The organism is Bacillus sp. GW821-FHT11D08 (genome assembly GCF_058808515.1).
The window spans coordinates 486845-511052 of the sequence record NZ_JBXARS010000001.1 but is presented as its reverse complement, the minus strand read 5'-3'; the positions used below and the strand labels follow the sequence as shown (position 1 = coordinate 511052).

At 45.8% G+C, this 24208-nt stretch carries 22 protein-coding genes and 1 pseudogene; 12 read left to right on the top strand and 11 right to left on the bottom strand.

Features of this window, described 5'->3' with window-relative positions:
• Positions 1-77 precede the first annotated feature (77 nt).
• Genes AC1RRX_RS02585 through AC1RRX_RS02575 form a run of 3 tightly spaced genes read right to left on the bottom strand, consistent with a single transcriptional unit; the run spans position 78 to position 5437 of the window.
• A complete protein-coding gene (locus AC1RRX_RS02585) occupies positions 78-1862 on the bottom strand; it encodes an acyl-CoA dehydrogenase FadE (RefSeq protein ID WP_020956311.1) in 1785 nt (594 codons plus the stop codon).
• Positions 1863-1881: 19 nt separating this feature from the next.
• Entirely contained in the window at positions 1882-3057 is a 1176-nt protein-coding gene (locus AC1RRX_RS02580; protein WP_003151841.1) for an acetyl-CoA C-acetyltransferase, read from the bottom strand.
• A gap of 10 nt (positions 3058-3067) precedes the next feature.
• Positions 3068-5437 (bottom strand): 3-hydroxyacyl-CoA dehydrogenase/enoyl-CoA hydratase family protein, encoded by a 2370-nt coding sequence (locus tag AC1RRX_RS02575; protein WP_032868011.1) that lies wholly within the window; start codon positions 5435-5437, stop codon positions 3068-3070.
• A 190-nt stretch (positions 5438-5627) separates the two neighbouring features.
• On the opposite strand from AC1RRX_RS02575, the gene AC1RRX_RS02570 reads away from it, so the two are divergent.
• Complete coding sequence (locus AC1RRX_RS02570) at positions 5628-5768, top strand: YuzL family protein (RefSeq protein ID WP_003151836.1); 141 nt, start codon at positions 5628-5630, stop codon at positions 5766-5768.
• 29 nt (positions 5769-5797) lie between these two features.
• On the opposite strand, the gene AC1RRX_RS02565 is transcribed toward AC1RRX_RS02570, so the two are convergent.
• Complete coding sequence (locus AC1RRX_RS02565) at positions 5798-6706, bottom strand: proline dehydrogenase family protein (protein ID WP_094032468.1); 909 nt, start codon at positions 6704-6706, stop codon at positions 5798-5800.
• A 588-nt stretch (positions 6707-7294) separates the two neighbouring features.
• On the opposite strand from AC1RRX_RS02565, the gene AC1RRX_RS02560 reads away from it, so the two are divergent.
• The 5 genes from AC1RRX_RS02560 (at position 7295) to AC1RRX_RS02540 (ending at position 11933) form a co-directional block, all read left to right on the top strand.
• The gene (locus AC1RRX_RS02560) at positions 7295-8920 is read left to right on the top strand and encodes an MDR family MFS transporter (protein WP_053574098.1); all 1626 of its coding nucleotides are present in this window, start codon (positions 7295-7297) and stop codon (positions 8918-8920) included.
• A gap of 195 nt (positions 8921-9115) precedes the next feature.
• Entirely contained in the window at positions 9116-9373 is a 258-nt protein-coding gene (locus AC1RRX_RS02555) for a hypothetical protein (protein ID WP_015418171.1), read from the top strand.
• An 11-nt stretch (positions 9374-9384) separates the two neighbouring features.
• Positions 9385-9717 carry a spore coat protein gene (locus tag AC1RRX_RS02550; RefSeq protein ID WP_144463916.1) on the top strand — a complete coding sequence of 111 codons (333 nt, stop codon included), beginning with the start codon at positions 9385-9387 and terminating at the stop codon, positions 9715-9717.
• Positions 9718-9855: 138 nt separating this feature from the next.
• The gene (locus tag AC1RRX_RS02545; RefSeq protein ID WP_032868005.1) at positions 9856-10317 is read left to right on the top strand and encodes a MarR family winged helix-turn-helix transcriptional regulator; all 462 of its coding nucleotides are present in this window, start codon (positions 9856-9858) and stop codon (positions 10315-10317) included.
• Between the two features lie 20 nt (positions 10318-10337).
• On the top strand, positions 10338-11933 hold the full coding sequence (locus AC1RRX_RS02540) for an MDR family MFS transporter (RefSeq protein WP_007410079.1): 1596 nt from the start codon (positions 10338-10340) through the stop codon (positions 11931-11933).
• Between the two features lie 114 nt (positions 11934-12047).
• On the opposite strand, the gene AC1RRX_RS02535 is transcribed toward AC1RRX_RS02540, so the two are convergent.
• On the bottom strand, positions 12048-12935 hold the full coding sequence (locus AC1RRX_RS02535; RefSeq protein WP_061581442.1) for a LysR family transcriptional regulator: 888 nt from the start codon (positions 12933-12935) through the stop codon (positions 12048-12050).
• 120 nt (positions 12936-13055) lie between these two features.
• Between AC1RRX_RS02535 and AC1RRX_RS02530 the strand changes: the two genes are divergently transcribed.
• Together AC1RRX_RS02530 and AC1RRX_RS02525 are read left to right on the top strand one after the other, a co-directional pair.
• Positions 13056-13802, top strand: a complete 747-nt coding sequence (locus AC1RRX_RS02530) for an acetoacetate decarboxylase (RefSeq protein ID WP_053104480.1) — start codon at positions 13056-13058, stop codon at positions 13800-13802.
• A 12-nt stretch (positions 13803-13814) separates the two neighbouring features.
• A complete protein-coding gene (locus tag AC1RRX_RS02525; protein WP_144463915.1) occupies positions 13815-14855 on the top strand; it encodes a ketopantoate reductase family protein in 1041 nt (346 codons plus the stop codon).
• A 192-nt stretch (positions 14856-15047) separates the two neighbouring features.
• On the opposite strand, the pseudogene AC1RRX_RS02520 reads toward AC1RRX_RS02525, so the two are convergent.
• The 4 genes and pseudogenes from AC1RRX_RS02520 to AC1RRX_RS02505 all read right to left on the bottom strand — a co-directional run bounded on the left by AC1RRX_RS02520 (position 15048) and on the right by AC1RRX_RS02505 (position 18634).
• Positions 15048-15315: pseudogene (locus tag AC1RRX_RS02520) on the bottom strand (YusU family protein).
• 2 nt (positions 15316-15317) lie between these two features.
• Complete coding sequence (locus AC1RRX_RS02515) at positions 15318-16142, bottom strand: ABC transporter ATP-binding protein (protein WP_007410075.1); 825 nt, start codon at positions 16140-16142, stop codon at positions 15318-15320.
• 155 nt (positions 16143-16297) lie between these two features.
• A complete protein-coding gene (locus tag AC1RRX_RS02510; RefSeq protein ID WP_032867996.1) occupies positions 16298-16735 on the bottom strand; it encodes a YusW family protein in 438 nt (145 codons plus the stop codon).
• Positions 16736-16852: 117 nt separating this feature from the next.
• Positions 16853-18634, bottom strand: coding sequence for a M3 family oligoendopeptidase (locus AC1RRX_RS02505; RefSeq protein ID WP_061581440.1), 1782 nt, complete (start codon positions 18632-18634; stop codon positions 16853-16855).
• A gap of 132 nt (positions 18635-18766) precedes the next feature.
• On the opposite strand from AC1RRX_RS02505, the gene AC1RRX_RS02500 reads away from it, so the two are divergent.
• Positions 18767-19609 carry an oxidoreductase gene (locus AC1RRX_RS02500; protein ID WP_012118400.1) on the top strand — a complete coding sequence of 281 codons (843 nt, stop codon included), beginning with the start codon at positions 18767-18769 and terminating at the stop codon, positions 19607-19609.
• A gap of 89 nt (positions 19610-19698) precedes the next feature.
• Positions 19699-20163 carry a Dps family protein gene (locus AC1RRX_RS02495; protein ID WP_007410071.1) on the top strand — a complete coding sequence of 155 codons (465 nt, stop codon included), beginning with the start codon at positions 19699-19701 and terminating at the stop codon, positions 20161-20163.
• A gap of 46 nt (positions 20164-20209) precedes the next feature.
• Here AC1RRX_RS02495 and AC1RRX_RS02490 read toward each other — a convergent pair whose 3' ends face one another.
• The gene (locus tag AC1RRX_RS02490; protein WP_007410070.1) at positions 20210-21571 is read right to left on the bottom strand and encodes a S1C family serine protease; all 1362 of its coding nucleotides are present in this window, start codon (positions 21569-21571) and stop codon (positions 20210-20212) included.
• A 276-nt stretch (positions 21572-21847) separates the two neighbouring features.
• On the opposite strand from AC1RRX_RS02490, the gene cssR reads away from it, so the two are divergent.
• Positions 21848-22525: a two-component system response regulator CssR gene (gene cssR, locus AC1RRX_RS02485; RefSeq protein WP_032869720.1), complete on the top strand. Its 678-nt coding sequence runs from the start codon at positions 21848-21850 to the stop codon at positions 22523-22525.
• Positions 22522-23877 carry a two-component system sensor histidine kinase CssS gene (cssS, locus tag AC1RRX_RS02480; protein ID WP_007410068.1) on the top strand — a complete coding sequence of 452 codons (1356 nt, stop codon included), beginning with the start codon at positions 22522-22524 and terminating at the stop codon, positions 23875-23877. Before cssR ends, cssS begins: the two co-directional genes overlap by 4 nt.
• Before the next feature lie 27 nt (positions 23878-23904).
• On the opposite strand, the gene spxO is transcribed toward cssS, so the two are convergent.
• Positions 23905-24069: an anti-adapter protein SpxO gene (gene spxO / locus AC1RRX_RS02475; protein WP_003151811.1), complete on the bottom strand. Its 165-nt coding sequence runs from the start codon at positions 24067-24069 to the stop codon at positions 23905-23907.
• Positions 24070-24208 lie beyond the last annotated feature (139 nt).

Sequence of the window (24208 nt, the reverse complement as noted above, 5' to 3'; positions counted from 1 at the left end):
ACACAATCACTTGTAAAAACCTATAACGTTGCTTCATGAAAAAGCGCCCCTGATGAAGGAGCGCTTTCAGCATGTGATCAGACCGTATATTTTTCTTCACGGAAGACGGCGGCTGCCGCTTCACGTTTTTTCTGAATGAGGTTTTTCGGCGTCAGGCGCGTCAGTTTGCGCAGCACGGAAAGCATCATGCGGAGGGAATCTCCTTCCTCCATGGCGATCAGTGATTCTTTAGCGTGCGCTTCAATGTTCTGAAGGGCTTCCTGGGCAAAGATTTCCGTATATAACAGCTTCTGCGCGGCTTTTTCGGCACCGTCCGCCGCAATCGCTTTTTCCGTTCTGAGGACGGCTGATTCCAAAGCGTACAGCGCGCTGACGATATCGGCAATGTTCACCATGATTTCCTGCTCGCCTTCGATCTCTTTTCCGTATTTCTGCGCCGCGAGACCCGCTGTCAAGAGGGCGATCTTTTTCGCCTGTCTGACAATGTATTTTTCCTGTCCAAGAGGCTCCGAGCCCGGCTCTTCAGGCATCAGCATCATGAGTTCTTCTTGGAGCGCTTTTGCTTTTTCAAAGAGCGGCAGCTGACCTTTTACGGCTTTTTTCAGGAACGTGCTCGTTACGATCAGGCGGTTGATTTCATTTGTGCCTTCAAAAATTCTGTTGATTCTTGAGTCGCGATAGGCGCGCTCCACTTCATATTCCTGCATAAATCCGTAACCGCCGTGAATTTGAACGCCTTCGTCGGCAATATAATCAAGCGTTTCAGAACCGCACATTTTGTTGAGCGAGCATTCAATCGCGTACTCGGCGATTGACTTCGCGACTTCGCGTCCGTCTTTTTGCTCCGCTTCCGTCAGTCTGCTCATATTATCTTCGAATAAGCCCACTGTTCTGTATACAGAGCTCTCCATGGCGTAAAGCCGGGCTGACATCGTCGCAAGCTTTTCCTGAGTGAGCGTGAAGCTTGAGATCGGCGTTTTAAATTGCCGGCGCTGGTTTGCATAAGCGGCAGACAGCTCAATCACCCGTTTTGAAGCGCCGATTGTGCCGACGGCAAGCTTGTAGCGCCCGATATTCAGGATATTAAAAGCGATGACATGGCCTTTTCCGATTTCGCCGAGAAGGTTTTCTTTCGGGACTTCCGCCTGATCTAAAATCAGCGTTCTTGTCGATGAACCCTTAATCCCCATTTTTTTCTCTTCCGGTCCCGTTGACACGCCCGGATAGTTCTTTTCTACGATAAATGCGGAAAACTTATCTCCGTCCACTTTAGCGTAGACGACAAAGACATCTGCAAAGGCGGAGTTTGTAATCCATTGCTTTTCTCCGTTAAGAATATAGTGTGTGCCCGCTTCATTCAAAACAGCCGTGGTTTTCGCGCCGAGGGCATCTGAACCTGAACCGGGCTCAGTTAAGGCGTATGCCGCGATTCTTTGTCCTGAAGCCAAGTCCGGCAAATAGGTTTTTTTCTGTTCTTCCGTTCCGAAGAACACGATCGGCAATGAGCCGATACCGACGTGAGCGCCGTAAGATAGCGAAAAGCTGCCGGCACGTGAAAACTTTTCCGTAATGAAGGCTGAACTGATTTTATCCAGGCCGATTCCGCCGTACTCTTCAGGCACGTCTGCTCCGAGGAGGCCGAGATCTCCGGCTTTTTTCAGCAGTCTGACCGAATGCTCAAACTGATGGTTTTCAATTTCATCGATATAAGGAAGCACATCGTTTACGACATAGTCTTCTGTCGTTTTGCCGATCATTTTATGTTCGTCTGTAAAGTCCTCCGGAGTGAATATTTGATCATATCCCGTCTCTTCAATCAGAAAGCTGCCGCCTTTTTTGACGTTGACCGTTTCCTGTTTCATGCTTCGTTTCCCCCTTGTTTTAAATGAGCTCAAATACGCCGGCAGCGCCCATGCCGCCTCCGATGCACATCGTCACCACGCCGAATTGCTCGTTTCTCCGTTTCATTTCATGAATGAGTGACAGGGTCAGCTTCGTTCCCGTGCATCCGAGCGGATGTCCGAGCGCGATGGCGCCTCCGTTGACGTTCACCTTTTCTTCATCTATCCCAAGCGATCTGATGACTTGAATGGCCTGTGAAGCAAAGGCCTCATTCAATTCAAAAAGCCCAATATCCTGTAATTCGAGTCCGGCAAGCTTGAGCGCCCGCGGAATGGCTTCAATCGGACCGATCCCCATTACCTCAGGCGGAACGCCGCCTACGGCAAAGGAACGGAATTTGACAAGCGGGGCCAATCCGAGCGACGAAGCTTTTTCGCGATCCATCAGCATGACAGCCGCCGCGCCGTCACTTGTTTGTGAAGAGTTCCCGGCCGTCACGGTTCCCGTTTTAGAAAAAGCCGGACGGAGCTTCGCCAAGACGTCAGCCGATGTGCCGGGACGAACGCCTTCATCTTGAGAAAAGGTAAATTGTTTTTTCCGCGGCTTATGGTCATCACCGACTTCTGTCAGCGATACTTCAACCGGCACGATTTCGTCATTGAATTTCCCTTCTTTAAGGGCTTTTGCGGCATTCTGATGGCTGCGGACGGCAAATGCATCCTGGTCTTCTCTGGATACGCCGTACGTTTCGGCTACCTGCTCCGCTGTGTGCCCCATGCTCATGTAATACTCAGGCGCATGCTCCGCCAAAGCGATATTCGGGCGGGTCACATGCCCCATCATCGGAACTTGCGACATGGATTCCGCACCGCCCGCAATGACGGTGTCACCCGCGCCGATCATGATTTTTTCAGCACCGTAAGCGATGGATTGGAGCCCGGAAGAGCAGTAGCGGTTCACCGTAATGGCCGGCACCGTATGAGGAAGCCCCGCCAGCGCACCGATATTCCGCGCCATATTTAATCCTTGTTCGGCTTCAGGTGTTGCACATCCGATAATTAAGTCATCGATATTTCCTTCATATCCGCCTGCCCGTTTCAGCGTTTCTTTTACACAAAGCGCGCCTAAATCATCAGGACGAACGGCTGCAAGCGATCCCTTTTTCGCTTTACCGACCGGGGTTCTCGCACCGGCCACAATGACTGCTTCTCTCATAAACACCCTCCTAGTTCCGTAAAGGTTTGCCTTTGACGAGCATATGCTGCATTCTCGCTTGAGATTTCGCCTCGCCAGCGAGGCTTAAAAAGGCTTCTCTTTCAATCTCGAGTAAATATTCTTCTGAAACCTCCGTGCCGAACGGGACTCTTCCGCCGGCAATGACATGGGCCAGCTTCTTCGCAATCTTCATATCGTGATCGGATAAATAACCCGACCGTCTCATTTGGTCTGCTCCGAGCAGTAATGCCGCACATCCGGTTTCCCCGGTGACTTTCACTTTTTTGCGGGCAGGCGGGCGGTATCCGCTGTCATATAAGGAAGCAGCCAGCTGTTTCGCATCGTGCAGCAGGTGATCCTGATTCATGCTGACACGGTCAGCCGCGGACAAAATCTGCATATCACGGGCTTCGTGTGCCGAACCGGACACTTTGGCAAGCGCGATTGTTTCGAAGGTTTTAATCGCTGCGTCCATCAGTTCACTTCCGCCGTCCAAATAATTCATGTACAGCTCTTTGTTTCCTCCGCCGCCCGGAATAAGACCGACGCCGGTTTCAACGAGACCCATATACGATTCGCTCGCCGCCTGAACGCGTGCCGCCGGGAGACAGACTTCCGTGCCGCCGCCGAGTGTCATCCCAAATGGCGCCGCGACAACGGGTTTAGCGCTGTATTTGATGTTCAGCATCGTCTGCTGAAAACGGCGGATGACAAAATCGACTTCCATGAAGTTATCATCCTGAGCTTCCATCAAAATCATCGCAAGGTTTGCCCCCGCGCAGAAATGTCTGCCTTGGTTACCGATGACAAGACCTTTATAATTCCGCTCCGTTTCCTCAAGCGCATTGTCAATCATCTGAATAATGTCTAAGCCGATCGCGTTGCTTTTCGTATGAAATTCCAGCAGCGCGACATCATCGCCGAGATCAATCAGACTTGCGCCGCTGTTTTTACTGATAACGCCTTTTGTTTCTTTTAACGTTTGCAGGCTGATCCGTTTCGGATTTTCTTTCACAGCCCTGTATTGGCCGTCTGAATAGTAAAATGGTGTTCCGTTTTCCTTCATATAAAATGTTTCATGGCCCTGATCAAGCATTTCTTTCACCCAGCCGGGGAGTGCTGCGCCTTCTTCTTCGAGCCGCTCCGCTGATTTTCTGACGCCGATGGCATCCCACATCTCAAACGGGCCGAGCTCCCATCCGAAGCCCCATTTCATGGCGTCGTCAATCGCTTTGATATCATCAGCGATCTCACCTAAAAGCCGGGCTGAGTATAAGAGTGTTTGCGATGTAATATTCCAAAGCAGGCGTCCGGCGCGGTCACCAGAGTATATAAGCGCTTTCATTTTGCCTTTGGCACCCTTTGCCTGTTTGGCGGCTTCTAAAGCGGGTGTCTTCATTTTCGAGCGCTCACCGTATGTCATGGTCAGCGGATCGAGTTCATATATTGTTTTACCTTCTTTTTTGTAAAAACCTTGGCCTGATTTGCTGCCCAGCCAATTGTTTTTCAGCATGTCATTCATAAATTCAGGAAGCTTAAACATGTCTTTTTCAGCGCCGTCGGCTTTATCATACACATTTTTTGCCACATGGGCGAAAGTATCAAGCCCCACAACGTCAAGGGTTCTGAAGGTCGCGCTTTTCGGTCTGCCGATCAAAGGCCCGGTCACCGTGTCCACCTCGCCGATGCGGCAGCCGGAAGAAAGCATTTCTCTTACCGTGACCAGCAGGCCGTACGTACCGATGCGGTTGGCGATAAAGTTAGGCGTGTCTTTTGCGATGACGACCCCTTTCCCAAGCGTGTTTTCTGCAAATGAAGTCATAAACTCCAGCACGTCAGGATCTGTTTCCTGAATCGGAATGATTTCCAGAAGCTTTAAGTAGCGGGCCGGATTAAAGAAATGGGTTCCTAAGAAATGAGCTTTAAAATCGGCAGATCGGCCTTCCGCCATTTTTGTGACGGAGATACCGGACGTATTGCTCGACACGATGCTTCCCGGTTTCCGGTATTCATCAACGAGTGAGAAAATCTGTTTTTTTACGTCAAGATTTTCGACGACGACTTCAATAATCCAATCAGCATCCTTCAATTGAGCTGCGTCATCTTCCAAATTCCCCGCCGTTATATAGTCGAGATTGGCAGCCGAAGTCAGCGGCGCCGGTTTTTGCTTCAGCAGCTTTTGCATGGCCGATCGGCTCAGTCTGCTGCGGACCTCCGGGCTTTCTAATGTCAGCCCTTTTTTCATCTCATCCTTTGTCAGCTCGTTTGGCACAATATCAAGCAGCAGGACGGGAATTCCGATGTTAGCCAAGTGCGCGGCAATTCCGGACCCCATAACGCCTGATCCGAGAACGGCTGCTTTCTTTATAAACTTGTGCATGAGTCATCCCCCTTGAACTTTGAATGAATAGTCATTCATTTTTTCGGCAAAAAAAATGAAACCCTTTTCTTCTTTCATCTTAAAAGATTTTCAGGATGACTTCAATAGCAAATATGGAATTTTTTTAAATTTTTCTGCTTCCGCATGTTCCATGGCGCGGGCGGGAAACTTAAACCCGGAGGTGAAGGGAATGGTGCGAGGGAGAAAAGATCCGTCTTCTGCCGCAGTGAGCGCGGCCAGCATGAAAGGAAATGCGGGACCGAAACAAAAATACGGCGGCGGCAAACGGACGAGCCAAAATCAGCAATATAAAAAAGACAACATGGAATAACATGCTGCGGCTGCTTTTTGGAGCAGCCGTTATTTTTTGAAGATCCCTTTCAGCACAAATGCCGCATTTGCCGGGCGCTCGGCAATTCTTCTCATCAGGTACCCGTACCAATCGGTTCCGTACGGGACATACACCCTCATCCTGTATCCTTCTTCGGCAAGCTCCTTCTGGCGCTCCGTTCTGATGCCGTACAGCATTTGGAATTCAAACTGCTCCCGGGGAATCTGATGTTCGCTGATGAGTGTTTTCGTAAAAGAAATGATGTCATCATCATGTGTCGCCACCGCCGTTTCATGGCCGCTCAAAAGCTGCAGCTTAATCAGCTGCTGAAAATGAAGATCGGTTGCTTTTTTATCAGGGAATGCAACGGCCGCCGATTCTTTATAAGCGCCTTTTACAAGCCTGAGCCGCGGCTTGTATGGCATCAGACCGCTGATATCTTCAGCTGCGCGGTACAAATAAGCCTGAATGACGGTGCCGAGCATCGGGAAATCCGGCTTGCACCGCTTATACAGCTCAAGCGTACGGCCGCATCTTGAATAGTCCTCCATATCAATCGTTACAGGCACGCCGCGTTCTTTTGCCTCCGTCAATATGTCTCTGACATGCTGTTCCGCAAGTTTCTCGGAAATATCCAGACCGATGGATGTTAATTTCAGCGACAGCTCACAATCCAGTTGATTCTCGGCAATCGCCCTGATTGCTTTTTTACATTCTTCCGCCGTCCTTTTCGCATCCTTCTCTGAACCCGCATATTCACCTAGATAATCAATCGAAGCCGACAGCCCTTTTTGGTTCAGCCGCTTTACCGTTTTAACAGCTTCCGTGAGTGTTTCCCCTGCAACGAACCTTCCCGCACCGAAGCGGATTCCGTAAGCCTGGGCGAATTTTGTAAGCATTTTATTTTTCGACAAAAATAAACATATGCTCCGCAGCAAGGATGAACTCCCTCCTTTTTCTTTTATCGTGTATGAAATCCCGATCGCAGAGAAAGCTAAAACACAAAAGCTATGCAAATTGCCAAGATATCAGTTCATATATCCATACAGACTCTGATGTCAAAGCAATGTATTATATTATCAAGATATTCAAACGGTTTTAATGAGTCACAAAAAGAGTCAATAAAAATCACTACTTCTTAAATTGAGTTTTCGAGCTATAATTCCGCTTCTTCGTTAAATTTTTCCCCGAAAAACTTTTAATTTATATTTCTTTATCCCCTTATAATTTGAAAATATTCCTTAAAAGATAATTGATTTATAATTTACAATGGCTTATATTTAAAATTGATAATTCAGTTTATTGAACGTATCTATTAAGAAGGAAAAGCAGAATTTCAAAATGATAATTCTGCTGAATTTATCTTTGCCTCACAAACATACCTCCAAAGCATTATTATTTCTTTCTAATAGCTTTACGATCCTTCATTTTTAAAGATGGCTTCTCTTCCCTAACGGAATTTAAAGAAGGGACCTGCCTGAGTTATCCATTCACCTAATTTTGAAGAATCACTATGCTCGAAACATATGAAAAGAGGGAACCTTCAAGTGGATTCAACAGGAAAATCTAAACGTACACTTTTATTAATTGGACTTATTATAGCCATGTTTTTTTCTGCTCTAGACGGAACAATCGTAGGAACGGTTATGCCTAAGATTGTAGGAGATCTCGGCGGCCTGAGCATGATGACTTGGCTGACTACGGCCTACCTATTAACATCTACCTCCATCGTTCCGATCGCTGGAAAACTTGCAGATCTATTAGGCCGCCGGGCAGTATATGTGGCCGGGCTGATTATATTCATGATTGGCTCTTCACTGTGCGGCTTGGCTGATAATATGAAAGAATTAATTGTGTTTCGAGGTTTACAAGGTCTTGGCGGAGGCATTATGATGCCGATGGCTATGATTGTCATTGGAGATTTATTCACAGGCAAACAGCGTGCCAGATTTCAAGGCGTATTTGGCGGTATTTACGCTCTTGCTTCTGTAATCGGACCGCAAATTGGGGGATGGATTGTAGATTCTTTCAGCTGGCATTGGGTATTTTTTATCAATTTACCCGTGGGAATGGTAGCTGTGTTCTTTATTGCGATGGGATTGCAGGCCAGAAAATACACGGGTCCGATTCATTTTGATTTCATCGGGATGTTTACAATGATTACGGGTGTAGTCTGTTTGCTGCTTACACTCAGTTTCGGCGGAAAAGAATTTGACTGGTTATCATGGCAGACATTTTGTCTGTTAGCTTTGGCCACTATAAGTATTATTAGTTTTGTATTTGCAGAAAAAAAAGCTGAAGAACCAATTCTGCCTATACATCTTCTAAAAAGCAGAACTTTTATCTTCCTAAATTTAATAGGGTTCTTTATGAGTATTGGGATGTTTGCAGCAATCACCTTCGTCCCTTTCTTCATGCAAGGAATAATCGGCATGAGTGCATCAGAGTCCGGGACAATCATGATGCCGATGATGGTCGCAATGATTATGTCCAGTATTATAGGCGGGCAGCTGGTCTTTAAAATCGGCATTAAAGCTCAGATTATCACGGGGATGGCAATCATATCCTTTGCCTATTTTTTATTATCCACATTAGAAGCTGACACCAGCAAATTAACTGCAACTACTTATGTAGCTATCATCGGCTTCGGTATGGGCCTTGTTATGCCCATTATTACTCTGGCACTTCAAGAGAGTTTCTCTAAAGAAACGCTCGGCGTGGTTACTTCGTCAAGCCAATTTTTCCGCTCTATCGGAGGTACGTTTGGAATTACGATTCTGGGAGCAGTGATGAATGCCAAGTCAGGAAATATATTAACCGATAAATTAGTTCCTTTTTTAGACAATTTCCCAAAACAAGAAAACGCATTGGCAACTCATCTCAAAGACTTGATCAGCAGCAATCCTCAAGTCCTGCTACAGAGGCTATTCAGTTCTGATTCATTCGAACAATTTCCGCATTCTATAGCAAAGCACATCATACCGATACTGAAGACAGCGTTAATGGACTCTCTTCGCAGTGTATTTTTCGCAGGGCTTATACTATTAATTGCCGGAGTATTTTCTGCTTTTCTTTTACCAAAAATAAAAATAACCGAAAGAAAAGCCGGCACTGATCTAGACAATAAACCGGCAGCTGAAGTCCAATCCTAGTGCCGCTGCTGACTTTCGCATATATTGAACTGTTAACATGAACAGGCATTATCCGAAGGTTTATTCTTCTGATAGTGTCTTTTTTTATTGTAAATATTGATGTCTCTGCTGCAAATCGTGGTTATTTTAATTTATCTGTATGAAATCCCGATCGCAGAGAAAGCTAAAAAGAACAGAATTGAAGGAGGCGTTTATATGAACAATCAAGAGCAGCACGGAAACTTGCCGCCTGCCGTCATCTCAACGAAAGACCATTTGTATCTTGAGGACATGCTGAACTGGAATCTGCTTGCCATGAAAAAAGCGCATTTTATGGCGGAACACTGCCAGAATCAGACGTTAAAACAAGAGCTTGATCAGATCGGCCGGATGCATCAGAAGCATTATCAGCACATATTAGGCCGCTTGAACCCCGATCAAGGCGGACAGACAACAACAGGCTATATGCAATAGGAGGACAATACATGGAACAGCAAAACCAAAAAATCACGAATCCGCAAACGGCCGTGCCCAATACGGCGCAAATGAATGACCGAGACTTGGTGAATGAGCTGCTGACAACGGAAAAATACATCACGGCTTCATATTGCACAGCCCTGCACGAGTTCAGCCACGAGTCTCTTTATCAAGATATTCAGGCGATTTTCGATGAGTCACAAAAAGCGCAAAGAAGATTATACGATGTGATGTTTCAAAATGGCTGGTATTCCATTGAAGCAGCCGATACCCAAAAGCTTCAGCAATCGTATCAGAAGTTCCGGCAGACCATTCAGCAGCAGTCTCCCTACCAGCAGTAAAACGAAGAAGGATTTGATGTTTTCGACAAGCATCAATCCTTTTTTTATTTTTGCACAAAAAGATTGACTTGTCATTAATCCTTATTTATATTTAACTAATGTTAATTATTTTCTCAAGGAACAAGATGAGGAGGAGTTATGAAAAACGCGGATCAATATGTGTCTGACATCCAGAAATCTCTTCAGACGCTGCTGCAAAACATACAGCCTGAAATGGTGGAAAGCATGGCAAAACACGAGGTGACGCCTGCCCAATTATTTGTTTTAGCCAGCCTGAAAAAACACGGGAGCTGCAAAGTTTCCGAAATTGCGGAACGCATGGAGGTAAAGCCGAGTGCAGTGACGCTGATGGCCGACCGCCTCGAACAAAAAGGACTTATCGTCCGCAAACATAACCAGCAGGACAGACGCGTCATCGACATCAGCCTCACCAAAAAAGGCGAAACAAAATTCGAAGATGTTGTGGAAGGACGGAAAGCGATACTGGCGCGAAACCTATCCGTTCTGACTGAAGATGAACTGATTCAGTCCGTGAACATCATCCGCAAAGTAGCGGAAGCCGCCGAGAAATACGCGGCTGAGCAAAAAGAAAACGAATAGAAAAGAGGAGCTGCCGAAACATGAGCATTGAAAAGAAAGATCCAAAACGCACATTATTAATAACCGGCTTAATCATCGCCATGTTTTTCTCAGCCCTTGACGGCACCATCGTAGGAACGGCGATTCCTAAAATCGTGGGTGACCTCGGGGGATTAAGCATGATGACGTGGCTGACCACAGCATATCTTTTAACTTCGACGACGATCGTTCCGATTGCGGGGAAACTTGCAGATTTATTGGGGCGCCGCGTCGTCTATGTGTCAGGTTTATTGATTTTTATGGGAGCTTCCGCACTGTGCGGAATGGCCAGCAACATGACGGAACTGATTATTTTCCGCGGACTTCAGGGAATCGGCGGCGGTGTCATGATGCCGATGGCTATGATCGTCATCGGGGATTTGTTCACAGGGAAACAGCGTGCCAAGTTCCAAGGGCTTTTCGGGGCGATTTACGGGCTTGCTTCCGTGATCGGCCCGCAAATCGGGGGCTGGATTGTTGACTCATTAAATTGGAAATGGGTTTTCTATATCAACCTGCCTGTCGGAATTTTAGCCGTGATCTTTATCGCAAGAGGACTTCAAGGCAGAAAACAGACCGGGCCGATTAACTTTGACATCGCCGGCATTTTCACAATGATCGTCGGAATCGTCAGCCTCCTCCTCGCGCTCAGCTTCGGAGGAAAGGATTACGCATGGGGCTCTTGGCAGATTCTCGGTCTCTTCGCGCTTGCACTTGCCGGGATTGTCGGATTCATTTTCGCTGAAATCAAAGCAAAAGAGCCGATTCTGCCGATGTACCTGTTTAAAAACAGAACGTTTACCGTACTGAATCTGATCGGCTTTTTCATGAGTATCGGCATGTTCGGCGCCGTTACGTTCGTTCCTTTCTTTATGCAGGGAATTATCGGAGTCAGCGCCACCGCGTCCGGCACGATTATGACGCCGATGATGGTATCTATGATTATCACAAGTATTATCGGAGGCCAGCTGGTTTATAAGATCGGTATTAAACCGCAAATCATGATCGGCATGCTGATCATGGCCGTCGGCTTCTTCTTATTAACAACCTTACAGCTGGATACAAGCAAGCTCGCGGCTACATGCTATATGGCCGTGATCGGTCTGGGAATGGGGCTCGTCATGCCGCTTCTCACACTCGCTCTGCAAGAAACGTTTTCAAAAGAAGAGCTGGGTGTTGTGACCTCTTCAAGCCAATTTTTCCGGATGATCGGGGGAACGTTCGGTATTACGGTGCTCGGCGCTGTCATGAATGCCAGATCAGGAAGCCTTTTAACCGACAGACTGGTGCCTTACTTAGACTCACTCCCGAAACAGGCAAGTGCCTTTGCCGCCCAGTTTAAAGGTATGATTGACAAGAATCCTGAAGGGCTGCTTCAATCCTTGTTCAGCCAGGAATCGATTAAGCAGATTCCGGCCGCATTTTCTTCCCATATCGTGCCGGTTTTGAAAACGTCACTGATGGATTCGCTTCACAGCGTGTTTTTCACAGGCCTGGCCTTTATCGCTGCCGGATTGATCCTCACGCTGTTTGTTAAATCAATTAAGCTGACAAATAAAAAGACAGGCAAACAAGAAGAAAAGGCGAAAGCCGTTTAACAAAGAAAAATCCCGCGGATGCCGCGGGATTTTTTTATATCATCTGGGAATGACCAGTCTTCCGCCTCATTGGAAATGGGGGGTGAAAATTCAAAAAAATAGTGATGGAATTCTTTAATAAACCTTAAACATTTCATAGTTATCTTTATAGTACGACATAATAAAGTCACGAAAATTTCTTACCGAAGAAGATAATAGCTTATGTCTCATCCAAGATAAGCCGACTGGATATGAAGCAGAGTGATCAGTCACTTTTATAAAATTCAGCCCCAATGTTCTGCAAACTGAAATAGGAAGCAACGCCACACCTTGATCCAGCTTTATAATCTCGACCAGTAAATGAGAATCTGCCTCAAATGCAATATTTGGGGTGAAACCAGCTTTCTCACAAAGCGAGGCTGTGAAACCTCTATACTCTTCATTATTAGCAAGGGTAATAAATGGTTCATCGGCGACAAGACGTAAAGAAATTTCAGTTTTACCCGTAAATCGGTGGTTTGAGGGCAAAGCCAGAACGATATCTTCATTTACCAGCACACAACTCTCTATCTCTTCATCTTGAATCGGATGACCTGTTATTCCTAAATCAATGTCCCCTTTTTTTAAACTTGTTATGATCTCGCTTTTAACTCCGATTGCTTGGAGAATTTTTGATTGAGGAGAGCGGTTGATATATTCACTCATCAGTCCTGCAAGGAATCTTGGATTGGAAATAGATATTCTGATGGTGCCAGAAATTTGATGTTCCTCCAATTGAATTTCCGTTTGTGCATTTTCAATCTCAGTAAAAATCCTGTTTACATGTTTTAAAAGAATTTTCCCTGCTGAACTCAGCTTAATATTTCTGCCTTTTCTCTCAAACAAGGTTGTTCCCAGTTCATTCTCAAGTCTTTTTATAGTGAGACTTAAAGAAGGCTGGGCAATCTTTAATTGTTCTGCTGCTTTAGAAATATGTTCAGTATAGGCAACTGTCTGAAAGTATTTTAGCTGCAGCAATTCCATCTGTCTGCACCCCCTCATTTATTTCAATAAATATATATATACCTTATTATGTATTGGATTAAATGTAAATGCGAATGTAAGATAATAGCATAGTTAAAGAAAAGGAAAGGGTGTCATTCAATGAAAATTGATGTGAAAGATATAGCAAAAAATTTAAGTACGCCACTAACAGCCCCTGCTTATCCTATCCCAAATTATAAATTTGTTAACCGTGAATATTTAAATATTATTTACCGAACGGATGAAAAAGCTTTACGTGCGGCAGTGCCGGAACCTCTTCAAATTACTGAACCTTTAGTGAAATTCGAAGTCATGTGGATGCCCGATGTTTCCGGACTTGGTGCCTATACAGAGGCAGGACAAGTCATCCCTGTCAGCTTTAATGGTGAAGAAGGAGATTATGTACATTCTATGTATGTTGACAATTTCCCGGCTATTGCAAGCGGACGGGAACTTACTGCATATCCAAAGAAATTGGGTGCCCCTAAGCTGTATATAGACTCTGATACTCTTGTTGGCACATTGGATTATGGCAGTCTTCGTGTGGCAACTGCCACTATGGGATACAAACATTTCGAAATGGACAAGGAAAAAGCGAAAAGGGAAATTTGCCGACCTAATTTTATGGTTAAGATTGCTACTGATTACAATGGTGATTTAAGGGTTTGTGATTTGGTGCGGACGCAAATAACGAATATAGAAGTTAAAGGTGCCTGGACTGGACCGGCGCGGCTTCAATTATTTGAACATGCTCTGGCACCTCTTGCAGATTTGCCTGTATTAGAAGTCGTTTCAGCATCTCATATTATTACGGATCTAACCTTAAATGCAGCACAGCCGGTTTATAACTACTTAGAGGAAAAATAAGGAGCGTTGACAATGAGAATTGCAGTTTTAGGAGCAGGTTCTTTAGGAACCATAGTTGGAGCATATCTGTCTGCTGGCGGAATGGATGTCGAATTGATTGATTCATACAAAGAACATGTAGATACTCTAAATCAAATAGGTGCTAAAGTAGTTGGTACAACGGCATTTCAGGCAAAGGTAAAAGCCATTACCCCTGAAAACAAGTCAGGCAAGTATGATTTCATATTACTTCTGACGAAACAATTATATAATGACTCCATTCTTAAAGAGTTGCTGCCTTTTTTAAAGGATGACAGTGTAGTATGTTCCTTGCAAAACGGTATACCTGAACAGAAAGTTGCTTCGATCGTTGGTGATGAACGTGTTATTGCAGGTTCTGTTGAATTTGGTGCTACGTTTATTGAGCCGGGCGTATCCAGACTTACAACTGAGTATACTCAATTTAAAGAGTACGCTTTTCAAATTGGAGAATTACATGGTGAAACAACAGAAAGAATCCAGCGTATTAAATCGGTTTTAGACCTTATCGGCGGAACACATATTTCCGATAATTTAGTTGGAACGAAGTGGTCAAAATTACTTATCAATAATGCATTCAGTGGTTTATCGGCAGCATTAAACGGAGAATACGGAGACATTCTTGACCATGAAATCGGCATTGTTAGTGCAGTCCATATCGCAGATGAGACGATTAAGGTTGGACACGCCAATGGTGTCAAATTTGCGAAAATGGGCGGCCTTGATTTAGAATCTTTGGAATTAAGAAGTGAAAATGATATTCCTGAACGTATCCAAACTTTTAGGTCAGCCATGGCACCATCTAGGCTGCTAAGAGCAAGTATGCTCCAGGATCTTGAGAAAAAACGCAAAACTGAAATTGATTATATTAATGGAGTTATTCCCAAAATGGCAGAAGGTACGGGCATTTCAACACCTTTTCATGATTTGGTTGTAGCACAAGTCAAATGTGCCGAGGAATCTCAAACAGTGCCCAATTTTGATACAAATATAAAAGCATTTGAAGAGTTATTACGTATCCGAAAGGAAATGTGATATATAGGAAAGAGAGAAAGGGATTGCTGCGGCGGTCCTTTTTTCTTGGTTCAGCAAGCGGAAGAAATATACGTTAACAAACGGGTGCATTAGTTACATTAAAGTTCTTCGCTATGAATTAAACGGCGCCTTTATTGATTCCTTTTCAGCAAAAAAAGCTTCCGGCACCTCTCTTTGATGCCGAAAGCTTTTTTATTGTTTTTTTCTGTGTGCTTCATTGAGCTGTTTAATATGCTGTATCGCAGCTTTGATGCCCTCTTTGGCGTCCGGGTAGGATTGATTCCAATGTTTGACGAGCGGAGGCATGCTTTTTGCGATATGTGTATACAAAATCCACTGCCTGACTTCTTCCTTTACATCCGGGTTTGTTTCGCCAAGCAATAGTTCCGTGTATTTCTCAAGCAGGCCGTCCAGCTGCTGCTGCAGTTTCTCTTCCATACCGTTCCCTTCCCTTTTTCATGATTATGACAATCGGGCGGTGAGGGCCGCTTCCTGCACGATACATCTGCCGCGTCCGTGCGGAATGCAAAGCGGCGTGCCGAACAGCGGGTCTTGCGTTACCTGGCAGTTCATCGCAAAGACCTGCTGTACAAGCTCGCAAGTGATGACTTCTTCGGGACGGCCCTCTGCGTAAATCTGTTTATCCTTAATGGCGACCAGATAATGGGCATAACGGCATGCCAGATTGAGGTCGTGCAGCACCATGACGATTGTGCGTTTTTCTTTTTCATTTAATTCAAACAGCAAATCAAGAATTTCAATTTGATGCGTCATGTCGAGATAGGTTGTCGGCTCGTCAAGCAGAATGATATCCGTATCCTGAGCGAGTGTCATCGCAATCCATGCGCGCTGGCGCTGTCCGCCTGACAAGGAATCCACCGGACGGTCGGCCATTTCCTCAAGCTTCGTCGCTTTAAGCGCTTTTGCCACTGCGTCTTCGTCCTCTTTGGACCATTGCTTCAGCCAGCTTTGATAAGGGTATCTTCCCTGCTTCACAAGCTGATGCACCGTCAGGCCTTCGGGAGCTGACGGACTCTGCGGCAAAATAGCGAGCTCTCTTGCCACTTCCTTCGTCGGAAGCTTAGCGATGGCTTTTCCTTCTAAAAGCACAGTACCGCCCCTCGGTTTCATCAGCCGGGCCAATGAACGTAAAAGCGTCGATTTTCCGCAGCCGTTGCTTCCGATCAATACAGTGATTTCGCCTTTTGGAATCGCGACATCCAATTCGTCAATGATAACAGTTTCTCCGTACCCTAAGCTCAGCGTCTCTGTAGAAATTGCACTCATACCGCTAACCGCTCCTTTTTTGAGTTTCCCAACACTATGTATATAAACAAATTGCCTAAACATTCAACGTGAGATCATGATTATATTGTAACAGAAATTAATGACTCTGAATATCATTATCAATTAGTTTTGGGCAAAAAAGCAGCGGGCGGCAGTTATTTTTTTATTTCCGTCATTTCTCCGTCGTTCTTTTTCAGTTTCAAATAAAAATGGTCATAGCGGCTGTCCAAATTAAAAGCCGAGAGCACCTGCCGGACGACCTCGCTTTCCTGCATCCGGCTGTTTACAGCAAGTTCTCCAAGGATCATCTTCATTTCATCAAGCGCTTCCTCGCCCTCTCTGTGAACCCCTGAGAGCTTGTCCCGGATGTCAGCCTTTTCATGACCGCCTTTACTTTCATACAAACCTTCATAGCGGTTATGCTCTCCGGGTCCGTAGCTGACGCGAAGGGAAAAGCTGCTGTAAGGAACCGGCTTCGCGGATGACACGGGTGTGCTGTCTTGTTCCGCTTCCCGTTTTTCTTCATTCAATCGGCAGCCGGCAATCAGCATCAGCGTAAGACATAAAACGCCCGCCGTCCTGAACCATTTCATGCGATTCACTCCCATTCCATTCCGATCGTTTTTAGGTATTTCCAAGGGAGGCGGCTGTCATTCATTTAAAAAAAAGAACCGGAGCGGTAACACTCCGGCCGGTTCATCTCAAGATTATCATTCAGTCAGCTCTAAAAATTCCCGCACATCCTGTACGGCAAGGCGGACCGCGTCTTCCCAAAACGACCGTTCCGTCAGATCCGCTCCAAGGTGCTTCATCGCCAAATCCTCAACAGTCATCGAAGCCGTGTCACACAAAAGCGCGATATATTTTTCTTCAAAATCCGCTTTTTCCCGAAGAGCTCTTGCATATATTCCAAGCGAAAATAAATAACCGAACGTATACGGAAAGTTGTAAAACGGCACTCCCGTAATATGAAAATGCAGTTTTGACGCCCAGAAATGAGGGTGGTATTCCCCTAATGAATCGCAAAATGCTTCTTTCTGCGCCGCTTCCATCAGTTCATTCAGTTTCTCAGCCGGAACGACGCCCTGCTTGCGCTCTTCATAAAAACGCGTTTCAAATAAAAATCTCGCATGAATATTCATAAACATGGCTACGCTTCTTTGAATTTTATCTTCAAGCAAGAACACCTTTTCATCCTTTGTCTCCGCTTGTTTCAAAGCGGCGTCGGCGACGATCATTTCCGCAAAGGTCGAGGCTGTTTCAGCCACATTCATAGCGTAGGCTCTGTTCAGCTGCCGCACTTGAAGCATGGCCTCCTGATGGAACGCGTGACCGAGCTCATGCGCCAGCGTCGATACATTCGAAGCGCTTCCGGAAAACGTCATAAAAATCCGGGATTCTCCGCTGTCGGGAAAGCTGGTGCAGAAACCGCCGACCCGTTTGCCGCTGCGGTCTTCCGCTTCTATCCACCGATCACGGAACGCTTTTTCCGTAAATGCGGACAGCTTTTTGCCAAACGTCGAAAATTGGCTGACGATCAGATTGGCCGCTTCATCATATGTATATTCTTTCGGAGCCTCGCCGATCGGCGCGTCCACATCATACCAGTTCAGCCGCTCAAGCCCTAAAAGAGACGCCTTTCGATTCAGGTATTCGGCAAAAGGCTTTTTATGATCGGTAATGACCTGCCACATGACATCCAGCGTTTCTTTTTTCATCCGGTTGATCGCAAGCGGCTCTTCCAAAGCGCTTTTCCAGCCCCGCGCTTTATAGATTTCCGTGCGGAAGCCGGCCAGATGGTTCAGCGTGCTGCCGAAAAGCTCCTCTTCTCCTTTCCACGCTTCATTAAGCTCTTTGAACACTTGATGTCTGATGCGGCGGTCCGGGTGCGCCATCATATTTTCCGCTTGGCCGACCGACAGCTCTTTATCCTCAAACGGAATCTTCATTCTGCCGACAGCCGCATTATACAGGTCGCCCCATGCGTGATAGCCGTCAACGGCCAGGCCTTCAATCAGCCTTTCTTCTGAAGCGCTGAGCTTCTCTTTGACACGATCTCTTCTCTCATTTAAAACATATGTGAGATCCTGAAGTTCCGGTTTTTGCAGCAGCTCCTCCCAGACCGGCTCGTCAATCCGGGCAAGTGTATCGTCAAGGGTGACCAGAGCGGATTTAAAATCACTGCTCAGCTGATTGATCCGCGCCCTCCATTCATTCGCTTTCTGATCATGAGTGTTCTGAGCCTGAAGACAGCCGACGAACGCTCCCGCCTGCCTGATCATGATCGCTGACCGTTCAAACCTATCAATCAGATTGATCATCTCCCGGCTTTCATCCGCATGCGTCGGAACTGTAAACGCTTCAACCGCATGTTGAAAAGCGCTTAGATGCTTTTTGAGCTCTTGTATGTATTGCTGAAACTCTTCCGACCGGCTCCCGCCCTCAAAAATGGAGTTTAAATCCCATGTTTCCTTCAATCCCTCTAATGCCATCTTTTCTTTACCCCTTTCTATCCGAAGCTGACTCCATTATAAAACAATTCTGACATATTTCCGAACGATTTCTCCTTCTTTCCGCGAGATGTTATACACTATGAGATAAGAACAAACGGGGAGGATTATAAGATGAACAGAAAAATTGCCATTGTAACCGGCGCGACGAGCGGATTCGGGCTGCTGACAGCGCTGAAGCTCGCCCGGTCTTATCACGTCATCGCAACAGCCAGACAGCCGGAGAAAGCTGAAATACTGAAAGAGGCCGCCGCTCAAGCGGGTGCATCCGAACATGTTACGGTCGTTTCTTTAGATGTGACAAATGAGCAGTCGGTGTCTGACTTCGGGAACACCATCAGCGGTTTCGGACCGATTGACCTGCTCGTCAATAACGCCGGCACTGCGTACGGGGGGTTTATTGACGATGTGCTGATGGAACATTACAGACAGCAGTATGAATCAAATGTATTCGGTCTGATTCACGTCACAAAAACCGTGCTGCCTTATATGCGAAAACATAGCGGGGCGAAAATCTTCAATATCAGCAGTATCAGCGGACTGACCGGTTTCCCGGCTCTATCTCCGTATGTCTCTTCCAAATTCGCGGTTGAAGGGTTTACAGAGAGCCTGCGCCTCGAACTGCTGCCTTTAGGAATTGATGCCGCTTTAATAGAACCGGGCTCCTACAAAACGTCTATATGGGAGACATCTCTCTCCAATCATCTTACGGCACCCGGCAAAGATTCGCCTTATTACCGCTATTATCAGCAAATCGAAGCTTACTTCAAAGCCAACGCATCCAAAAGCGGCGATCCTGATGACGTAGCGGAGCTGATTTATCAATTGGCACAAAGGAAACGGCTGAAGAAACTGCGGTATCCGATCGGCAGGGGCGTTAAGCTGACATTGGCTTTCCGCTCACTCTTTCCGTGGTCCGCCTGGGAATCGATTATAAAGAAAAAGCTGTTCACTTAAACCTAAATTATAATTATTATAATTTAGTATTGATTTTTATTTAATACGTGATATAATTAAATTATCAGATCACAGGGAGGACGATGAATATGAATACACAAAACGCGAAAAAAACTGAAACTCTTGTTGAGAAATCAATGAACACACAATTATCAAACTGGTTTATCCTTTACTCTAAACTGCACCGCTTCCATTGGTATGTAAAAGGCCCTCATTTCTTTACGCTTCATGAAAAATTTGAAGAGCTGTATAACGAAGCGGCGGAAACGGCGGATGCCATCGCAGAGCGACTTCTGGCCATCGGAGGACAGCCTGCGGCGACTTTACACACTTACCTTGAACAAGCTTCCATTACGGATGAAGGCCAGGAAAAAACGGCTTCTGAAATGGTGGAATCACTGGTTCAAGACTATAAACAAATCAGCCGCGAATCAAAATTTGTCATCGGCATCGCCGAGGAACAAAATGACCCGTCAACTGCCGACCTGTTTGTCGGATTAGTTGAAGAAGCGGACAAGCATGTGTGGATGCTGTCAGCCTACTTGGGAGAATAACGAAAAAAGCTGAACCTCAGTTGCAGGTTCAGCTTTTTTTATGCGTTCAGCTTGCGCTTTCGGTTTGTTTCGTTAATGTGACGTTCAGCGTCTTTTTGCTTCCGTTTCTGAGAACTTGAACAGTCGTTTTATCGCCGATTTTCAGCTGGTTATATAAGATCTGTCTGATATCGGCGCTGCTGCCGACATCTTTGCCGTTCAATTGTACAATGACGTCATTTGATTTGATGCCCGCTTTCGCAGCCGGCGAGCCGGACTGCACTTCTTTTACGTAAACACCCTTAGACAGCTGGTCGCCGAACAGTCCGAGCGTGTTTTCCTGATAAGTTTCCGGCACTTGCGCCATGTCAATCATCTGCACACCTAAAAATGGGCGCTCGACTTTTCCTTTTGCAAGCAGCTGGTCGACTATCGGTTCTACATCATTGCTCGGAATGGCAAAGCCGAGTGACTCCACGCCGTTTTCACTGACTTTCATGCTGTTGATCCCGATAACTTGGCCGCTTGAGTTGATTAACGGGCCGCCGCTGTTTCCGGGGTTAATCGCCGCATCCGTCTGAATCACGTTCATTTCCACTGTGCCTTGGGATGTATCGGCGTCTACCGTTCTGTTCAGCCCGCTGATGACACCTTGTGTGACGGTGCCGGAAAACTGCTGGCCGAGCGGGTTGCCGATGGCAATCACTTTATCGGCAATGCGGAGCTTGGAGGAATCCCCGAAGCTGGCCGCTTTTTTGACATTGGACGAGCTGATTTCCAATACAGCCAAGTCACTGATGGCATCCTTTCCGACAAGCTTCGCCGTTTCGGTTTTCCCATTGTAAAGAGTGACCGACAGTTTGTTCGCACCTTCTACGACATGATTGTTTGTAATGATGTACGCTTTTTCGCCGTCTTTTTTGAAGATGACGCCTGACCCCGTGCCGCTCTCCGTTTCAGAGCTTGAACCGCCGTCAAGTCCGAACTGGCTGCTTTGCGAAGCTTGGTAGTTGGACACTCCGACAATCGCGGGCTCCAAGTCTTCCACCATATCCGCTACGCTTGAGGTATTTTTCAAAGGCGTTGACGTAAAATTCGAAGACTGAACTTGTTTCGTATCAGAAACGGCTTCTGTCTTATGCTGCTCACCCGGCAGGTTCGGCACAATGCCAAGCACGAGGCCGCCGCCGATAATGCCGCCTAAAATCGGGCTCAGCCAAGCGGCTCTCCGTTTTTTTTCTTTTTTCACGGCAGCCGTTTTTTCAAATTCCGTACCGGCCGCCGTCTCGTTTTCCGCTTCTTTCGAGACGGGCCCTTCGAGCAGCTCGGGCTCCTGATGGCTGATCTGCTGCTGTTCATTTCTGTTTTGTTCCGTATGTGAAAGATCTGACTGATCGCGGCTTCTGCCGTCATCTCGATGATCATTCATATTCACGCACACTCCTTCAGCATGTTTTCATTCTATCGATTACATATTCATCGCATGTACAAGTTCTATTGTCCCAATAATAAGGAGAAAAGCAAAGCTCCAAAACAAAATGTGTTTGAACATGTTATCTTCCCCGCTTTTTTTCTTCCTTTCTTCCCTTATACACATCATAAACAAACATTGTGGGATAAAAATGAAAAGAATATGTGAAATTATGAAAATGCGGCTTGAGTATGTTAAAACTAGTATAATGACGTTGAAAGGATGTGAAATGCCTTGTCATACACCATTTATCTAGTTGAAGATGAGGATAACCTGAATGAACTGCTCACAAAATATTTAGAGAATGAAGGCTGGAACATTACATCTTTCACAAAAGGCGAAGATGCCAGAAAGCAGATGCAGCCGTCTCCCCACTTGTGGATTCTTGACATCATGCTTCCAGATACGGACGGCTATACATTGATAAAAGAAATAAAAGAAAAAGATCCCGATGTGCCGGTTATTTTCATTTCCGCGCGGGATGCCGATATTGACAGAGTCCTCGGGTTAGAGCTTGGAAGCAATGATTATATCGCCAAGCCTTTTTTGCCGAGAGAACTTATTATACGGGTCCAGAAGCTGCTCGAGCTCGTGTATAAAGAACAGCCCGCCGCAAAGAAAACCGGCATCACCGTTTCTTCCTACAATGTGATCGAAGATGCCCGAGAGGTTTATGATGAAACCGGCAGCCTGGTCAATTTGACGTCTAAGGAATTTGATCTGCTGCTTTTATTTCTTCACCATAAAGGACACCCCTTTTCCAGAGAAGATATCCTGCTGAATATATGGGGCCATGATTATTTCGGCACTGACCGGGTGGTCGATGATCTTGTGCGGAGGCTGCGGAAAAAAATGCCCGGGTTAAAGGTTGAAACCATTTACGGATTCGGCTACAGGATGATGACGTCATGAAAAATAAGCCGCTTGCTTTTCAAATATGGGTGGTCATCTCAGGCATCCTCTTAGCCATTTCGATTCTGCTTCTCGTGCTGTTCTCAAATACGCTGCGTAATTTTTTCACGGATGAAACGTATACGACCATTGAAAATGAACAGCATGTACTGACGGAGTACCGGCTGCCCGGATCGATCGAGCGGGGATATTACAGCGAGGATGCGACCGCGCCGACGACTTTCCGATCCGTTCAGCACGTTCTTCTGCCGGAACGGGAGGAATCGGCCAGTGACAAAGACTTGAACTACTTTTCTTCTTCCTTTATCCATAAGGTGTACAAGCTCGCGGGCCGCCAGCACAGCGTCACGAAACGATACAGCGCGGACATCAGCGGTGAAAAAGTGTTTTTCGTCATTAAAAAAGGCCTCACCATTAACGGCCAGGATGCGATGATGCTGTCTTACGCCCTTGATTCTTATCGTGATGATCTGGCATTCACCCTGTTCAAGCAGCTGCTCTTTATCATTGCCGGCGTGATTTTGTTAAGCTGGATTCCGGCGATTTGGCTTGCCAAATATCTCTCGCGCCCGCTCGTTTCCTTAGAGAAGCATGTCAAACGGATTTCAAAACAGGATTGGGATGATCCGGTCATCGTCGACAGAAAAGACGAAATCGGAAAATTAGGCCATACCATTGAAGACATGCGGAGCAAGCTGGTGCAAAAAGACGAAACGGAAAGAACGCTCCTGCAAAATATCTCTCATGATTTAAAAACGCCTGTCATGGTGATAAGGGGCTATACTCAATCAATAAAGGACGGGATTTTTCCTAAGGGGGATCTGGAAACCACAATTGATGTCATTGAAGGCGAAGCAGAAAAACTTGAGAAGAAAATTAAGGATTTATTATATTTAACGAAGCTTGATTATTTAATGAAGCAGCGGGTGCACCATGAGACATTTGACATTGTGAAGGTCACGGAAGAAGTCATTGAACGGCTCAAATGGGCCCGGAAGGAATTATCGTGGACCGTTGAAACAGAAGATGCATTAATGATGCCCGGTGATCCGGAACAATGGAGCAAACTTCTTGAAAACATTCTCGAAAATCAAATCCGCTATGCAGAAACGGCGATTCACATTCGGATCAGCCAAAATCAGCAGCAGATTGTCATGACGGTTAAAAATGACGGGCCTCCGATTGAGGATGAGATGCTATCCAGCTTGTACGAGCCTTTTAATAAAGGGAAGAAAGGCGAGTTCGGCATAGGACTCAGCATCGTAAAACGGATTTTAACCCTGCATAAAGCATCAATTTCAATTGAAAATGACCAATCGGGTGTAATCTACCGAATTATCATACCAAAGTAGACTGTAGTGTTTCATTGCAGTCTTTTTTTATGTGAAGGAATAGCCGTTAAAATCTCTGTAGTTTGCTTTCAGCGGTTTTTGGCATTGATGAACCCATTTCTTTTCACAAATTGTCTTTTTCGGATATTTCACCTTTTCGACTTTAATTCCTCTGTTTCGCAAGCGGCTGATCATTTCATCTAATTCTTTCATTTTCAGATTCACCCTTTCGCCAGAACTTTGACCATTCGGTCAGCTCACTTTATAATATAAATAAAACAAAACAAAAAAACAAGTTACAATCAGGTTAAATTTACGGAATATCAATATGACCATATAGTCATACATGAGA

Bases quoted from the DNA above. Each gene is read 5' to 3' on its own strand.
- AC1RRX_RS02585 (WP_020956311.1), bottom strand. From the start codon at position 1,862: ATGAAACAGGAAACGGTCAACGTCAAAAAAGGCGGCAGCTTTCTGATT.
- AC1RRX_RS02580 (WP_003151841.1), bottom strand. From the start codon at position 3,057: ATGAGAGAAGCAGTCATTGTGGCCGGTGCGAGAACCCCGGTCGGTAAA.
- AC1RRX_RS02575 (WP_032868011.1), bottom strand. From the start codon at position 5,437: ATGCACAAGTTTATAAAGAAAGCAGCCGTTCTCGGATCAGGCGTTATG.
- AC1RRX_RS02570 (WP_003151836.1), top strand. From the start codon at position 5,628: ATGGTGCGAGGGAGAAAAGATCCGTCTTCTGCCGCAGTGAGCGCGGCC.
- AC1RRX_RS02560 (WP_053574098.1), top strand. From the start codon at position 7,295: ATGAAAAGAGGGAACCTTCAAGTGGATTCAACAGGAAAATCTAAACGT.
- AC1RRX_RS02555 (WP_015418171.1), top strand. From the start codon at position 9,116: ATGAACAATCAAGAGCAGCACGGAAACTTGCCGCCTGCCGTCATCTCA.
- AC1RRX_RS02550 (WP_144463916.1), top strand. From the start codon at position 9,385: ATGGAACAGCAAAACCAAAAAATCACGAATCCGCAAACGGCCGTGCCC.
- AC1RRX_RS02545 (WP_032868005.1), top strand. From the start codon at position 9,856: ATGAAAAACGCGGATCAATATGTGTCTGACATCCAGAAATCTCTTCAG.
- AC1RRX_RS02540 (WP_007410079.1), top strand. From the start codon at position 10,338: ATGAGCATTGAAAAGAAAGATCCAAAACGCACATTATTAATAACCGGC.
- AC1RRX_RS02535 (WP_061581442.1), bottom strand. From the start codon at position 12,935: ATGGAATTGCTGCAGCTAAAATACTTTCAGACAGTTGCCTATACTGAA.
- AC1RRX_RS02530 (WP_053104480.1), top strand. From the start codon at position 13,056: ATGAAAATTGATGTGAAAGATATAGCAAAAAATTTAAGTACGCCACTA.
- AC1RRX_RS02525 (WP_144463915.1), top strand. From the start codon at position 13,815: ATGAGAATTGCAGTTTTAGGAGCAGGTTCTTTAGGAACCATAGTTGGA.
- AC1RRX_RS02515 (WP_007410075.1), bottom strand. From the start codon at position 16,142: ATGAGTGCAATTTCTACAGAGACGCTGAGCTTAGGGTACGGAGAAACT.
- AC1RRX_RS02510 (WP_032867996.1), bottom strand. From the start codon at position 16,735: ATGAAATGGTTCAGGACGGCGGGCGTTTTATGTCTTACGCTGATGCTG.
- AC1RRX_RS02505 (WP_061581440.1), bottom strand. From the start codon at position 18,634: ATGGCATTAGAGGGATTGAAGGAAACATGGGATTTAAACTCCATTTTT.
- AC1RRX_RS02500 (WP_012118400.1), top strand. From the start codon at position 18,767: ATGAACAGAAAAATTGCCATTGTAACCGGCGCGACGAGCGGATTCGGG.
- AC1RRX_RS02495 (WP_007410071.1), top strand. From the start codon at position 19,699: ATGAATACACAAAACGCGAAAAAAACTGAAACTCTTGTTGAGAAATCA.
- AC1RRX_RS02490 (WP_007410070.1), bottom strand. From the start codon at position 21,571: ATGAATGATCATCGAGATGACGGCAGAAGCCGCGATCAGTCAGATCTT.
- cssS (WP_007410068.1), top strand. From the start codon at position 22,522: ATGAAAAATAAGCCGCTTGCTTTTCAAATATGGGTGGTCATCTCAGGC.
- spxO (WP_003151811.1), bottom strand. From the start codon at position 24,069: ATGAAAGAATTAGATGAAATGATCAGCCGCTTGCGAAACAGAGGAATT.